Origin of the sequence: Streptomyces sp. CB01373, assembly GCF_002803075.1 — a bacterium.
Classification (GTDB): domain Bacteria; phylum Actinomycetota; class Actinomycetes; order Streptomycetales; family Streptomycetaceae; genus Streptomyces.
Map to the genome: position 1 here is coordinate 69,441 of NZ_NNBK01000020.1, position 13,148 is coordinate 82,588.

Consider the following 13,148-nt stretch of genomic DNA (forward strand, 5'->3'; position numbering starts at 1 on the left):
GGCCACGCCCGTCCCGCACCACTTGCGGCTTCCCGGGCGGACCTCGGTCAGCGCTTCCTGTTCAGCCTGGCCCAGCGGCTGCGCAGCGCCTCGGTCTTCACTCCTGTGTCACCCCGCATGTGCGGTGGGACGCTCCACTTCGGGACGTTGAACCAGACGATCGAGAGGTTCACCGCGAAGGCCAGCAGCCAGAGGCCGACCGAGAGCAGGACGAGGACGAGCAGCACGTCCTCGCCCGCCCCGTCCTGCCGCATGTCCTCCAGACCACCGGTGACGAAGACGCATCCGATGAAGCCCAACTGGAGCGTGACCAGCGCGGAGGACCGCACCACTCCCCGGCGTCCCTCAAGGCCATGGGGAAGACCGGCCATCCTCCCGGTCAGACGCCGGGCGAAGTCGGGATCACGCCAGACCCTGCGGGTCAGGAGGCACCCGTGCAGGACCGCCCCGACGGCAATCACCGCTCCGGCCACCAAGTTGAACACCGAGAACCCATCCCATTCACCCGGGCCGCCTGATCGCCCGATCTTCTGGACTCCCTCAGCCGAGGAGGTACCGTCGCACGACTGCGACTCAGCCGATCCGGTCGACGGCGTGCGCCACGAACATCGCCCAGGCGTCCTGACCGACGGCCAGCGTAGGGCGGGCGGTGTCCTTGGAATCCCGGACGTGGACGGTGGGAGCGCCGAGGGCCACCTCGACGCACTGGCCGCCCTCACCGCTGCTGTAAGTGCTCTTGACCCAACTCAGTCGCGATGCGCTCTTCATAGCTCTCCCAGCAATCCCTCGATGAAAGCCGTCGACTCCCGTGGAGTAAGAGCCTGGGCCCGGATGATCCCATACTGCGCCTCCAGATCCCGAACAGGTGTCCGCTCCGTGTAGAGATAGCTGCTCTTCTGGACCTCCGCGTATGCGATCCGTCGTCCCGTCGTCGTCTCGATCAGGGTGAACGGGCCTGCGAGGCCCGCGTGTTCTTCCCGCTGGAGCGGCATGACCTGGATCTCGACGTTGCGGTTCTGCCCGACAAGCAGGATCTGTTCCAGTTGCCCTCGATGGACGTCGGCGCCACCGACGGGGCGGCGCAGCACGGCCTCCTCGATGACAAAGCTCATCAGCGGGGCGGGCCACCGCGAGAGGATCTCCTGCCTCAACATCCTGGCCGCCACCCACTGCTCGATCGTCTCCTCACTCAAGAGCGGTCGGCGCATTTTGAACACGGCCCGGGCATACTCCTCCGTCTGCAAGAGCCCGTTGATCAAGTGATTGTCATACACGTGCAGTTCGACTGCGTCGGCCTCCAACCGCGCCGCATCCCGGAAGAACGCCGGGTACTGGGCCCGCGCCACCTCTTCCTTCATCTCCAGCAGGACGCCGCCCGCGTTCAGCAACTCGTCCGCCACGTCGATGAACCGAGGCGGCGGCCCCGCCTCCCCTGCTCGTACGAGGCGATCGTGGACACCGAATACCCGGTGCGCGCCCCGAACTCGGCACGCTCCGGCCCTGCCCGCAGCCGAAATCTCTTCAACTGCCGCCCGAACACTCGCAAAATGCCCGTCCCCGGCTCCAGCGGCACCCCCGGCTCCACATCCCGCCCGGGCACCCCGTCTCCGTCAGCCCCGTCCGACTGCCGCACCACTTCACTCATCGCGCCCCGCCCGTCTCCGCCCGTCCGGTCCAAAATGAGCAACGCGCAACCCATCCCCACCGACACGCCCCGCTCCGCACACGCGCGGCCCCGCAACGCGTACAACACTCGCCTGTCGGCATCTCATGACATATCGAACATTGGAAGCCGCGAAGCAGCTGGCCCTCGCGGCCCAGGGTGCCCAGGGGCGTGAAGACGGCGTTCCCAGAGGCTGAGCTGTGCGCGTAGCTTCCGCTCGTCAGCCGCGCAGGGTGGCGGCGGCCTTGTAGGTGCGCAGGACCGGTGCGGTCTCGATGCGGGTGATGGCGTCCAAGGCGACGCGACGGGTCAGATAGTGGTGCAGGTCCTCCGCGTCGCGGCACAGAGCGTGGGCGATCAGATTGGTGGGGCCGGTGGTGGCGGCGACGACGGCGAGTTCGTCGTGGGCGGCCAACGCGGTGGCGACCTCGTCGACACGACTGGGGGCGACCTGCACCCACAGCAGCGCGGACACGGTGGCGCCGAGGACGGCCGGTTCGATGTCGACGTCGAAGAACAGCGCGCCGCGCGAGCGCAGTTCGGTCAGGCGACGGGTGACGGTGGACGGCGTGGAGCCGGTCGCGGTGGCCAGGTCCGCGTAGCCGGCCCGGGCGTCCTCGCGCAGCGCGGCCAGCAGGCGCAGGTCGGCGTCGGTGAGGGTGTACGGATCATCGTCCTTGACGCCGGCCGGGACGCCGTGGGCGCGCAGCTGGGCCTCCTGTTCGGGGGTGAGCGTGCTGACCCGGCCGCGCCACGCGGTGGGCCCGCCCAGGTAGGTGTGCAGCAGGTAGTGCGCGGAGACCGCGGTGATGCCGGCGGTGCGCGGGATGTCGCGCAGCAGGAGGGAGTGGGCGTCCGGGCCGCTGGGCGCGGTGTGGATGATCGCGACGATCTCGGTGCCGCCGGAGGTCAGCCGGACCCACGAGGTGTCGGAGCGGCGGGCCAACGCGACCGCGATGTCGTGGGCGGTGCGGGTGGCGGCGGTCAGACGGAGAAGCCACTGGTGCCTGCGGGCGCTGCGCGGGGTCGGCAAGGCGACTACGCGCAGGCCGCCTTCGGCGTGCAGGCGGCGGTAGCGCCGTGCCACGGTCTGGGTCGAGGAGCCGAGGACGTCGGCGATGAGGGTGAACGGGGCGCGCGCATCCACATGGAGGGCGTGGATCAGGCCGCGATCGAGGGCATCCACCGCGAGCATGTTCATCAAAATAGCGGATCGCGATGGATGGAATCGTCGATCTGGCAGCCAGAAATGGAACCGGATGTGCGAGCGGGGTCAGGGTGGTGGTCAGGCGGGATGCCAGAACGCCGGTCCGGCAGGCGGCAGATCCGCACACCACACCACCACCCACGGGGGACCCCATGACCGAGCGCCCCATCACGCCCGTCGGCACGGCTGGCGCCGCCGCCCGCGCCGCCCACGACACCCCGGCCGAGCCCGACCAGCCGGCCCCCGCCGCGTACCGCTGGCGGTGGACCGCCCTGGTCGCGCTGCTCACCGCCGAGGCCATGAACCTCCTCGACGCCACCATCGTCCAGGTCGCCGGCCCCGTCATCCGCGCCGACCTCGGCGGCCCCGCCGCCGCGATCCCCTGGTACAGCGCCGCCTACACCCTTGCCTTCGCCCTCGGCCTGCTCACTGCCGCCCGCCTGGGAGACATCGCCGGCCGCCGCCGCGTCTTCCGGATCGGCGTCACCGCGTTCGCCCTCACCTCGCTGGCCTGCGCGCTCACCCCCACCACCACCGCCCTCATCGGCATGCGCGCGGCGCAGGGCGCCGCAGCCGCCCTGATCATTCCCCAGACCTTCGGACTGATCCGAGCCATGTTCGACGGCGACGAACTCCCCAAGGCACTGGGCGCGATCGGCCCGGTCATGGGCCTGTCCGCAGTCCTCGGCCCCGTCGTGGGCGGTGTCCTCACCCACGCCGACCTGCTCGGCACCTCCTGGCGCGCGGTGTTCCTGGTCAACCTGCCACTCGCGGCCGTCGTCCTGGCCATCACCCCGCGCCTGCGCGAGGACCGCGCCCCCGTACGCCCTCGCCTCGACCCCACCGGCACCGCCCTGGCCATGACCGGCACTGCGCTGCTGGTATGCCCGCTCGCCGTCGGCACCGGCGCGCCGGGGGCCACCGCGTGGGTCGCCGCCGGGCTCGGCGCGATCGTGCTGATCGTGTTCACCGCCCACCAGCGCCGCGCGGCCGCAGCCGGCCGCACCCCGCTGGTCGAACCTTCCCTGCTGCGCGGCCGCGTCTTCCCCGCCGCACTGGCCAGCTCCACCCTGTTCTTCGCTGTCATGAGCGGCGTCGTGATCACCGTGGTGCTGCATCTGGAACTGGGCCTGCACACCGGCCCGCTGACCGCCGGTCTCACCCTGCTGCCATGGTCAGCCGGCCTGGCCGTCGCCTCCTGGGCCGCCGGCAGCCACCTCGTCCCCCGCTACGGCACCCGTGTCCTGCACGCCGGCATCGCCACCCTCGCCGCCGGCCTTGCCGCCGCAGCCCTCGTCTACCGGACGGCGCCCGCCGGCCACTTCCCGCTCGGCCTGCTGTTCGCCCTCGCCCTGGCCGGCCTCGGTGTGGGCCTGTTCACCCCGCCGTTCTTCACCGTCGCGTTGAGCCGCGTCTCCCCGCAGGAGACCGGCTCGGCGGCGGGGCTCCTCAACGCCGTCCAGCAACTCGGCGGCACGCTCGGCGTAGCCGTCGTCGGCGGCGTCTACCTGACCGGCGACGGCGCCGGGCAGGCCGCGGGCCTCAGCGCGCAGCACGCACTGGGGACGGCCGGGGCGCTGCTCGCCGCGACCGCGCCGGCCGTCTGGGCGATGATCGCGCGCCCCAATCGGTCCGGCGCAGGACGCCAGCGACGCCCGCTGACGTAGTCCTGCAGCGATGGCGGCGGCCCATGGCCAGGCCCCAAATGATGAGCACGGCCGCCTTGGACGGCACGGGAACACGTAAACGCGTAGGGGCCCGACCAGCTCGTTCCCGCTCCTGGGCTCCACAAGCCCGCGCCGGCCGCCAGGTTGACCGGAAGCTGCCCCGCGTCAAGCTGACGGGCAGGCAGGCGGCGGGTGACCATCCGCACGACCAAGGTGACCGCGACAGCGAAAAGGTGCGGGCAAACGGCCCGCGAGCGGGGCCGCCCTGCGGTCAGCGCTCGGGCTTGGAGGGCCGTTGCATCAGCGCGGCCGCGGCCTCGTCGAGGGTGACCTTGTCGTTGAGCAGTGCGGAGATCACTTCCGTGATCGGCATCTCGACGTCATGGGCGCGGGCCAGGTCGAGGACCGCTTCGGCGGACTTGACGCCCTCGGTGGTCTGCCTGGTGGCTGCCATCGCCTCCTCGACGCTCAGGCCGTGACCGAGGTGGACGCCGAAGGTGCGGTTGCGGGCGAGCGGGGAGGTACAGCTGGCCACCAGGTCGCCCAGGCCGGACAGACCGGCGAGGGTGACCGGGTGGGCGCCCATGGCCGTGGCCAGTCGGGTGATCTCCGCCAGGCCACGGGTGATGAGCAGCGCCACGGCGTTGTCTCCCAGGCCCATGCCCGAGGCTGTGCCGACCGCCAGGGCGATGACGTTCTTCACCGCGCCGCCCAGCTCGCAGCCGATCACGTCGGTGCTGGTGTAGGGCCGGAAGTACCGGGTGTGACACGCCGTCTGGAAGCGGCGCGCGGCGTCCTCGTCGGGGCAGGCGACGGTCGCGGCGGCGGGCCGGCCGTCCATGATCTCGCGAGCGAGGTTCGGCCCCGACAGCACCGCGACCCGGTCCTCGCTCACACCGGTCACCTCGGCGATGACCTGGCTCGCCCGCAGCCCGGTGTCCCGCTCGATGCCCTTCATCAGCGACACGATCACGGTGTCGGGCCCGATGTCCGGAGCCCACACGGCGAGGTTGGCCCGCAGCGTCTGCGCGGGGATGGACAACACGAGGTAGTCCGCGCCGTCCAGGGCCGCGGCCGGATCGGTCGTGGCCGTCAGGGAGACGGGCAGGTCGACGTCCGGGAAGTAGGCGGGGTTGCGGTGGCGGGTGTTGATCGCGTCGGCGATCTCGCCGCGCCGGGCGTGCACCATCACGTCGCTGCCGGCGTCAGCCATGATCTTGGCGACGGCCGTACCCCAGGAGCCGGCCGATAACACCGCCGCACGGGCGCGGGGCTGGCTCACTGGGGTGGTCCTCTCACCGGGGTCGGCGCTGTCGACAGGGCGCCGGGTCGGGCCATCGTATCGACGACGCCGGGCTTGGCCGGGTGAGGCGTCCGGTCAGCGGGTGGTGAGGAACTCGAGTGTGTCGATCACGCGGTTCGAGAAGCCCCACTCGTTGTCGTACCACGCGACCACCTTGACGTGGCGGCCTTCGACGCGGGTGAGGGCCGAGTCGAAGATCGACGAGGCGGGATTGCCCGTGATGTCGGACGACACGAGCGGGTCGTCCGAGTACTCGAGGATGCCGGCGAGCGGCCCCTCCGCCGCGGCGCGGTACGCCGCCAGCACGTCGTCGCGCGTCACGTCGCGGGCGACGGTCGTGTTGAGTTCGACGATCGAGCCCACCGGCACCGGTACGCGGATCGAGTCGCCCGACAGCTTGCCGTCGAGGTTCGGCAGCACCAGGCCGATCGCCTTGGCGGCGCCGGTCGTGGTCGGCACGATGTTGACGCCGGCGGCCCGGGCGCGACGCGCGTCGCGGTGCGGACCGTCCTGCAGGTTCTGCTCCTGCGTGTACGCGTGCACCGTCGTCATGAACCCGTGCTCGATACCGGCGAGTTCGTCGAGGACCGCGGCCAGCGGCGCGAGCGCGTTGGTGGTGCAGGAGGCATTCGAGACGATCGTGTGCACGGCCGGGTCGTAGGCGTCGCTGTTGACCCCGAACGCGAGCGTGACGTCGGCGCCGTCAGACGGCGCGCTGACGAGTACCTTCTTCGCGCCCGCGTCGAGGTGGGCGCGTGCGGCCTTGGCCGAGGTGAAGCGGCCGGTGGCCTCCAGGACGACGTCGACTCCGAGTTCGGCCCACGGCAACTGCGCCGGTTCGCGCTCGGCCAGCACCGTAATCCGACGGCCGTCGACGACGAGGGCGTCGCCGTCGACGGTCACCGGGCGCCCGAGTCGGCCGGCCGTGCTGTCGTAGGCGAGCAGCCGCGCGAGAGTGGCGGGCTCCGTCAGGTCGTTGACGGCGACGATCTCGAGGGTGCTGTCGCGCTCCAGCAGTGCGCGCAGCACATTGCGTCCGATGCGGCCGAATCCGTTGATGGCGATGCGAGTCATGAGTGATGTCCCTTCCCTTCGCCACCAGCCTCGCCCGCGGCTCGCGCCACTGACAGTGGCGGGATCGCCATGGTTCAAAAGGATCCCGCCATGGGTGGCGGGCGGGTCACTCGCCCCGGGTGAACGTGCGCCGGTACTCGCTCGGTGTGGTGCCGAGGATGCGCTGGAAGTGCAGGCGCAGGTTCGCGCCGGTGCCGAGCCCGACGTCGGCGGCGATCTGTTCGACGCTGCGCTGCGAGCGCTCGAGCAGTTCGCGGGCCAGGTCGATGCGGGCGCGCATCACCCACTGCATCGGCGTGTAGCCGGTCTCCTCGACGAAGCGCCGGGAGAAGGTGCGCGGCGAGACCCCGGCCTGCCGCGCCAGTACGTCGAGGGTGAGGGGCTCGCCGAGCCGGTGCAGCGCCCACTCACGGGTGTCGGCGAACCGCTCGCCGAGTGGCTCGGGCACGCTGCGCGGCACGTACTGGGCCTGGCCTCCGCTGCGGTAGGGGGCGGCGACCAGACGCCGGGCCGCATGGTTGGACGCGGCCACTCCGAGGTCGCCGCGCAGGATGTGCAGGCACAGGTCGATGCCGGAGGCGGCGCCGGCCGAGGTGAGCACGCTGCCCTCGTCGACGAACAGCACGTTCTCGTCGACCTGGACGAGCGGATGCCTGGCCACGAGTGCCCGCGTGTAGTGCCAGTGCGTCGTGGCGCGCCTGCCGTCGAGGAGGCCCGTGGCAGCGAGCGCGAAGGCGCCCGTCGAGATGGCGGCGAGCCTCGCGCCCCGGTCGTGGGCGGCGATCAGCGCGTCGACGACGGCCTGCGGCGGGTCGTCGCGGTCCGGGAACCGGTAGCCGGGGACGAAGACGATGTCGGCCCACTCGAGCGCGTCGAGGCCGTGGGCGACGTAGTACGCGAGGCCGTCGCCGCCGGCCACGAGACCGGGTGTCGCCCCGCACATCCGCACCTCGTACGGCATGCTCGCGCGGGTCGTGAAGACCTGCGCGGGAATTCCGACATCGAGCGGCTTCGCCCCCTCGAGCACAAGGACGGCGACGCGATGCAGGCGGGAGGCTGACACAGGAAGAGGCTACGTGGGGCCACCGCCCGTCCCCCCTTCGCCCGCCTCCGCCCGATCCGGGACCGAACCCGCGCTCATGGTGCGACGACGGCCGGAGCCCCCGCACAGAAAGCCCCTTGCACGTGCTCTGACCTGCAGTTTCCCTCCGAACTGCGGAAACCTCCACGCTTCAACCCGCGTCAGCCCGCCCGGGGCCGCCTCGGGACGGCGTCCGCTCGTCGTGTTCGATGGCGTCGACCAGGACGTGCTCCGCCTTACGGTCCGACCAGCGGCGAAAGCCGCCATCAGGGATTGGGAGACCCACACCAGCGCGTTCGTCCCAGCCATCCCGATACCTCCCGCTTCGACACCCTGTGGTCGACAAGCGTAACGACCGCAGGACCGGGAAAGATGGCGAGACGGGCTATCGGAGGGATCCGCCGGCCTGCGCAAATGCGGCTCTGTCAACGGTGCCTGGTTTTCACCAGCATGGTCGCAAGAGCCACCAACAGAATCGCGCCCATGATGGCGAACCACACGATGAGGTCGGTAACGGGGTCTTCGGCGAGTTCTACGAAGTTCACTGCGGTCGCCTTCTTCCGGAACGCCTGCCCTGTGGCTCCAGCCAGTGGAACGGCATCTCCCGCAGCTCCGGGTACCCCCACTCGCCGTCGAACACCCGTCGGTGACCCAGAACGAAAGAGGGGCCACACCCGGGGCACGATCGGCCTCCTCCTTCGGCGTCCTGGCCTACTACGCGATCACCAACGCCTCCGCCCGGACCCTCGACCCCGCTCCCCCCGGCGCGCGGTGCCGGCCCTGGGCCTCGTCCGATGCCTGATGCCGGCGTTCGCCCCTGTCCTGGCTCTCGGTGGCCGTGGGCAGCGGGGTACCGGCGACGGGCATGGCCTCATACGGCGTACGACGGTGGACGGCGACGCGACAGCCCTCAGGTCGCCTGGCGCGCCCTGTCCGTCAGCGCGTCGCGAACGGCTGGTCCGTGGGGACGATTTCCCGGCCCAGCGGGAACAGCGCGACCGGAATCATCTTGAGGTTGGCGATGGCGAACGGAATGCCGATGATCGTGACAGCCAGCGCGATGGCGACGGCGATGTGCTCGAGGGCCAGCCACCAGCCCGCGAGGACCAGCCACAGGACGTTGCCGATGAAGGAGGGGGCACCCGCGCCGCGGCGCTCGACCGTGGTGTATCCGAAGGGCCACAGGGCGTAGACAGCGATACGGAACGCCGCGATGCCGAACGGGATGCCGATGATCGTGATGCACAGCAGCACGCCCGCGAGGAAGTAACCGAGGAACAGCCAGAAGCCGCTCAGGACCAGCCAAATGACGTTGAGGATTGTCTTCACTGGTGACGACCTGCCATCTGCTCGAGTCGGGCGATGCGCTCCGCCGTCGGCGGGTACGTGGAGAACATCTTCGACACCCCCTGACCAGGGCGGAACGGGTTCGCGATCACCATGTGGCTCGCGGTCTCGATGCGCGGCTGCGGGGGCGGCGGGAGTTGCTGGGTCCCCATCTCCAGTTTGCGCGGGGCACCGGCGAGGGCAAGTGGGTCGCCGGTGCCGGGCGCCGGACACGTCCGCCTCGTACTCCCTGGAACGGCTGATGGCCAGGTGGATGAGGGAGGCGGCGAGCGGGCCGAGGATCATGATCACGCCCGTCGCCCTCGGCGGGCGTGACGACCCGAGCAACCTCGCCACTGCCTGTGAACTCCCAGGAATCAGCCATGATTCGACCGTTTCAGCAGGTCAGTGGGCAGGTGTACGACGACGGCCGGAGCCCCCGCACAGCGGGCTCCGGCCGTCGTCGTTGGTGGGCCGTCGGGACTACAGGGCGAGGCCCGTCAGGACCAGGACGCGCTCGTAGGTGTAGTCCTCCATCGCGAACTTGACGCCCTCGCGGCCCACGCCGGACTGCTTGACGCCGCCGTACGGCATCTGGTCGGCGCGGTAGGAGGGAGCGTCGCCGACGACCACGCCGCCGACCTCCAGGGCGCGGTGGGCGCGGAAGGCGGTCTGAAGGTCGTGGGTGAACACGCCTGCCTGGAGGCCGTACTTGGAGTCGTTGACGGCGGCGAAGGCCTCGGCCTCGCCGTTCACCTTCTGCACGCTCAGGACCGGACCGAAGACCTCCTCGCAGGAGATCGTCACCTCGGAGGGCACATCGGTGAGGACGGTCGGGGCGTACGAGGCTCCGTCGCGCTTGCCGCCGGTGTGCAGGGTGGCGCCGGCCTCGACGGCCTCCTGCACCCAGGACTCCACGCGCTTGGCGGCGTCCTCGCTGACCAGCGGGCCGACATCGGTCTTCGGGTCGGAGGGGTCACCGGTGACCTGGGCCTCGACGGCGGCGACGATGCGCGGCAGCAGGCGGTCGTAGACCGCGGCGTCGGCGATCACGCGCTGCACGGAGATGCAGGACTGGCCGCCCTGGTAGTTGGAGAAGGTCGCGATGCGGCCCGCGGCCCAGTCCAGGTCCTCGTCGCTCGCCCAGTCGGCGAGGACGACGGCCGCGCCGTTGCCGCCGAGCTCCAGGGTGCAGTGCTTGCGCGGCACCGAGTCCATGATCGCGTAGCCGACCTTCTCGGAACCGGTGAAGGAGATGACCGGCAGGCGCTCGTCCTGGACGAGGGCCGGCATCTTGTCGTTGGCGACCGGGAGGATCGACCAGGAGCCGGCCGGCAGCTCGGTCTCGGCCAGCAGCTCGCCGAGGATCAGCCCGGACAGCGGGGTGGCCGGGGCGGGCTTGAGGATGATCGGCGCGCCGGCGGCGATGGCCGGGGCGACCTTGTGGGCGCACAGGTTCAGCGGGAAGTTGAACGGCGCGATGCCGAGGACGACGCCCTTGGGGAAGCGGCGGGTGAGGGCGAGGCGGCCCTGGCCGCCGGCGTCGGTGTCCAGGCGCTGGGCGTCGCCGCCGTTGAACCGGCGGGCCTCCTCCGCGGCGAACCGGAACACGGACACGGCACGGCCGACCTCACCGCGCGCCCACTTGATCGGCTTGCCGTTCTCGGCGGAGATGAGCTGCGCGATCTCCTCGGTGCGCTCGACCAGCCGCTTGCTGACGTGGTCGAGGGCGGCGGCCCGCACGTGCGCCGGGGTGGCGGCGAACTCGTCCCGCACTGCGTACGCGGCGGCCACGGCCTCCTCGACCTGGGCGTCGGTCGGCACGCCGACCTTGCCGACCAGGCGCCCGTCCCACGGGTTGGTGACGTCGAAGGTGTCCTCGCCGGTGACCTGGCGGCCGGCGAGCCAGAAGGCGTGGGTGGAAGTCATCAAGGAGTCCCGGCCCTTCCGCGTAGGAGATGTACTTGGCTTTCGTCGTCCACGGTAGGGCTGGGGCGGCCCGGGGTCGTTTGTCCGAGTCGTAGCAGTGCGGGGCGCGGGTGCGCCGGATTGGCGTACGAGCGCCGAAGAGCGGGGTGCCTACTCCGTGGACGTGGCCTTCAGTGCCAGCCACAGCTCCATCCGCACGTCCGGGTCGTCCAGGGAGCGGCCGAGGATCTCCTCGACCCTGCGCATCCGGTACCTCAGGGTGTGCCGGTGGACGCCGAGGTCGGCGGCGGCCGCGTCCCACTGGCCGTGCCGGGACAGCCACGCCCGCAGCGAGGCCACCAGGTCGCCGCGTCCGGTCGCGTCGTGCTCGTACAGCGCGCGCAGCAGCCCGTCCGCGAACGCCCGGACCGCGTCGTCCGCCAGCAGCGGCAGCACCGATCCGGAGGCGAGCTGCTCGTGCTCGACGAGCACCCGTCCGCGCCGCCGTGCCACCGAGAGCGCCTGTTCGGCCTGCTTGTACGCGGCGGCGGCCGCGATGGGCCCGGCCGGTCCGGACAGCCCGACGACCAGTTCGTCCTCGTCCCCTCCGCCCGACTGCTCGCGCACGGCCTCCGCCCGCGCCGCCTCCAGCGCCGCCGCGTACTGGCCGCACACCGCCACGGCCGCTCCCCCGTCGGCGGCCAGCACCACCAGGCGCTCCCCGTCGGGGACCACCAGGACCGCCTCCCCCGACCGGGCGGCGGCCGCCTCGACGACCTCGGCCAGCGCGGTGAGCGGGTCGGCGCCGGGGTCGGCGGCGGCCAGTACGGCGGCCTGGGAGGGCGCCGCGGGCCGCACACGCGCGTGTGCGCCGGCGTGGGCCCGAGCGGCGGAGGCCGAGGCGGACTCGGCGACGATCACGCGGAAGGGGGCGTCCAGGAGGCCGGCGTACAGGTCACCGGCCACCGCGCGGGCGTGGTCGGGCTGACCGGCGAGCAGCATGCGCAGCACGGCGGCGCCGATCCGCTGCTCGGCGGCGTGCAGCGAGCGTGAGCGTTCCGTGGTGAGGGTCAGGAGGGCCACGGCGGAGTGGACGGCGTACCGCTCGGCGGTGCCGAGGGTGGCGGCCGTGCCGACGGCGAGCGCGGCACGCGGGCGGCGTCCGGTGCCGATGGAGTGGAGTTCGACGCGGTCCTCGGTCTCGGGTCCGCCGACCACGGCGGACGCCGGGGCCGCCCGGTCGCGCAGCCGTTCGATGTCCGCCGTGAGCCGTTCGGCGCGGCGTGCGGCCCATTCGGGTGCCGCGGCGACGACGGCTCCCGAGGCGTCGTAGAGCGCCGTCCAGCCGTCCACCTGGGCCGCGAGCGCGGCGAGCAGTCCCTCCGGTCCGGCGTTCAGGGCCTGCCTGGTCAGTTCCCGCTGGGCGGCGAAGCCGGCCGTGACCGCCCGGTACTGGTCGGCCGCGATGGCCGCCGAGACGGCCTTGCTGATGGCGAGGAACGGGGTGCGGCGGGGCACTTCGAGCAGTGGCAGCCCCTCCTCCTCGGCGGCGTCGACGAGCGCCGCGGGGATCTCCTCGTAGTTGACCCCGACGGCGAAGCCGAGCCCGACGACCCCGGCCGTGGCCAGCCGCTTCACATAGCGGCGCATGGCCTCGGGGTCCTCCGCGTCCAGCTTGAGCGCGGTGATCAGCAGTAGCTCCCCGCCCTCCATGTACGGCACGGGGTCGGCGAGCTCGCTGACGTGGGCCCAGCGGACGGGTACGTCCAGGCGGTCCCCGGCCGCGCGCACGGTCAGCTTGAGCGCGGAGTGGTGCACGAGCGAGGCGAGCGTCGGGGGCATGGGGCCTTCTGGTCGGCAGAGGTGCGGCGGCGGAGGTCCTGCGGGCGGCGGTTTTTCCGGAAGTTCTCCGGAACTTC

Annotated in this window: 11 protein-coding genes and 2 pseudogenes; 2 read left to right on the top strand and 11 right to left on the bottom strand. The window is 71.8% G+C overall.

Features of this window, described 5'->3' with window-relative positions; genetic code table 11:
• Positions 1–47: 47 nt before the first annotated feature.
• The 4 genes and pseudogenes from CG719_RS28975 to CG719_RS28990 form a co-directional block, all read right to left on the bottom strand.
• A complete protein-coding gene (locus tag CG719_RS28975; protein WP_100571674.1) occupies positions 48–332 on the bottom strand; it encodes a hypothetical protein in 285 nt (94 codons plus the stop codon).
• Between the two features lie 241 nt (positions 333–573).
• Positions 574–768, bottom strand: coding sequence for a DUF397 domain-containing protein (locus CG719_RS28980; protein ID WP_100571675.1), 195 nt, complete (start codon positions 766–768; stop codon positions 574–576).
• Positions 765–1,645 (bottom strand): annotated as a pseudogene (locus CG719_RS28985) (helix-turn-helix domain-containing protein). The gene CG719_RS28980 and the pseudogene CG719_RS28985 overlap by 4 nt, the downstream one beginning before the upstream one ends.
• A gap of 238 nt (positions 1,646–1,883) precedes the next feature.
• Positions 1,884–2,858 carry an Lrp/AsnC family transcriptional regulator gene (locus tag CG719_RS28990; RefSeq protein WP_100571782.1) on the bottom strand — a complete coding sequence of 325 codons (975 nt, stop codon included), beginning with the start codon at positions 2,856–2,858 and terminating at the stop codon, positions 1,884–1,886.
• A 164-nt stretch (positions 2,859–3,022) separates the two neighbouring features.
• Here CG719_RS28990 and CG719_RS28995 point away from each other — a divergent pair, with 164 nt between their 5' ends.
• A complete protein-coding gene (locus CG719_RS28995; RefSeq protein ID WP_100571676.1) occupies positions 3,023–4,537 on the top strand; it encodes an MFS transporter in 1,515 nt (504 codons plus the stop codon).
• 271 nt (positions 4,538–4,808) lie between these two features.
• On the opposite strand, the gene CG719_RS29000 is transcribed toward CG719_RS28995, so the two are convergent.
• The 3 genes from CG719_RS29000 to CG719_RS29010 all read right to left on the bottom strand — a co-directional run bounded on the left by CG719_RS29000 (position 4,809) and on the right by CG719_RS29010 (position 7,977).
• Positions 4,809–5,819: an NAD(P)H-dependent glycerol-3-phosphate dehydrogenase gene (locus CG719_RS29000; RefSeq protein ID WP_100571677.1), complete on the bottom strand. Its 1,011-nt coding sequence runs from the start codon at positions 5,817–5,819 to the stop codon at positions 4,809–4,811.
• A gap of 96 nt (positions 5,820–5,915) precedes the next feature.
• Positions 5,916–6,914 (bottom strand): type I glyceraldehyde-3-phosphate dehydrogenase, encoded by a 999-nt coding sequence (gene gap, locus CG719_RS29005; protein WP_100571678.1) that lies wholly within the window; start codon positions 6,912–6,914, stop codon positions 5,916–5,918.
• A 106-nt stretch (positions 6,915–7,020) separates the two neighbouring features.
• Complete coding sequence (locus tag CG719_RS29010; RefSeq protein ID WP_100571679.1) at positions 7,021–7,977, bottom strand: GlxA family transcriptional regulator; 957 nt, start codon at positions 7,975–7,977, stop codon at positions 7,021–7,023.
• Positions 7,978–8,641: 664 nt separating this feature from the next.
• On the opposite strand from CG719_RS29010, the gene CG719_RS37600 reads away from it, so the two are divergent.
• Positions 8,642–8,797, top strand: a complete 156-nt coding sequence (locus CG719_RS37600; RefSeq protein WP_159024974.1) for a hypothetical protein — start codon at positions 8,642–8,644, stop codon at positions 8,795–8,797.
• A gap of 134 nt (positions 8,798–8,931) precedes the next feature.
• Here the strand turns inward: CG719_RS37600 and CG719_RS29015 are convergent, their stop codons facing one another.
• The 4 genes and pseudogenes from CG719_RS29015 to CG719_RS29030 form a co-directional block, all read right to left on the bottom strand.
• Positions 8,932–9,324 carry a YccF domain-containing protein gene (locus tag CG719_RS29015; RefSeq protein ID WP_100571680.1) on the bottom strand — a complete coding sequence of 131 codons (393 nt, stop codon included), beginning with the start codon at positions 9,322–9,324 and terminating at the stop codon, positions 8,932–8,934.
• A pseudogene (locus CG719_RS29020) lies at positions 9,321–9,633 on the bottom strand (M48 family metalloprotease); the annotation flags it as partial. The gene CG719_RS29015 and the pseudogene CG719_RS29020, both read right to left, overlap by 4 nt.
• A gap of 171 nt (positions 9,634–9,804) precedes the next feature.
• Positions 9,805–11,250: an aldehyde dehydrogenase family protein gene (locus CG719_RS29025; RefSeq protein ID WP_100571681.1), complete on the bottom strand. Its 1,446-nt coding sequence runs from the start codon at positions 11,248–11,250 to the stop codon at positions 9,805–9,807.
• A 150-nt stretch (positions 11,251–11,400) separates the two neighbouring features.
• Complete coding sequence (locus tag CG719_RS29030) at positions 11,401–13,071, bottom strand: PucR family transcriptional regulator ligand-binding domain-containing protein (RefSeq protein ID WP_100571682.1); 1,671 nt, start codon at positions 13,069–13,071, stop codon at positions 11,401–11,403.
• Positions 13,072–13,148 lie beyond the last annotated feature (77 nt).

Coding starts and splice junctions, on each gene's coding strand:
- CG719_RS28995 (WP_100571676.1), top strand. CDS start 3,023: ATGACCGAGCGCCCCATCACGCCCGTCGGCACGGCTGGCGCCGCCGCC.
- CG719_RS29025 (WP_100571681.1), bottom strand. CDS start 11,250: ATGACTTCCACCCACGCCTTCTGGCTCGCCGGCCGCCAGGTCACCGGC.
- CG719_RS29030 (WP_100571682.1), bottom strand. CDS start 13,071: ATGCCCCCGACGCTCGCCTCGCTCGTGCACCACTCCGCGCTCAAGCTG.
- gap (WP_100571678.1), bottom strand. CDS start 6,914: ATGACTCGCATCGCCATCAACGGATTCGGCCGCATCGGACGCAATGTG.
- CG719_RS28980 (WP_100571675.1), bottom strand. CDS start 768: ATGAAGAGCGCATCGCGACTGAGTTGGGTCAAGAGCACTTACAGCAGC.
- CG719_RS28990 (WP_100571782.1), bottom strand. CDS start 2,858: ATGCTCGCGGTGGATGCCCTCGATCGCGGCCTGATCCACGCCCTCCAT.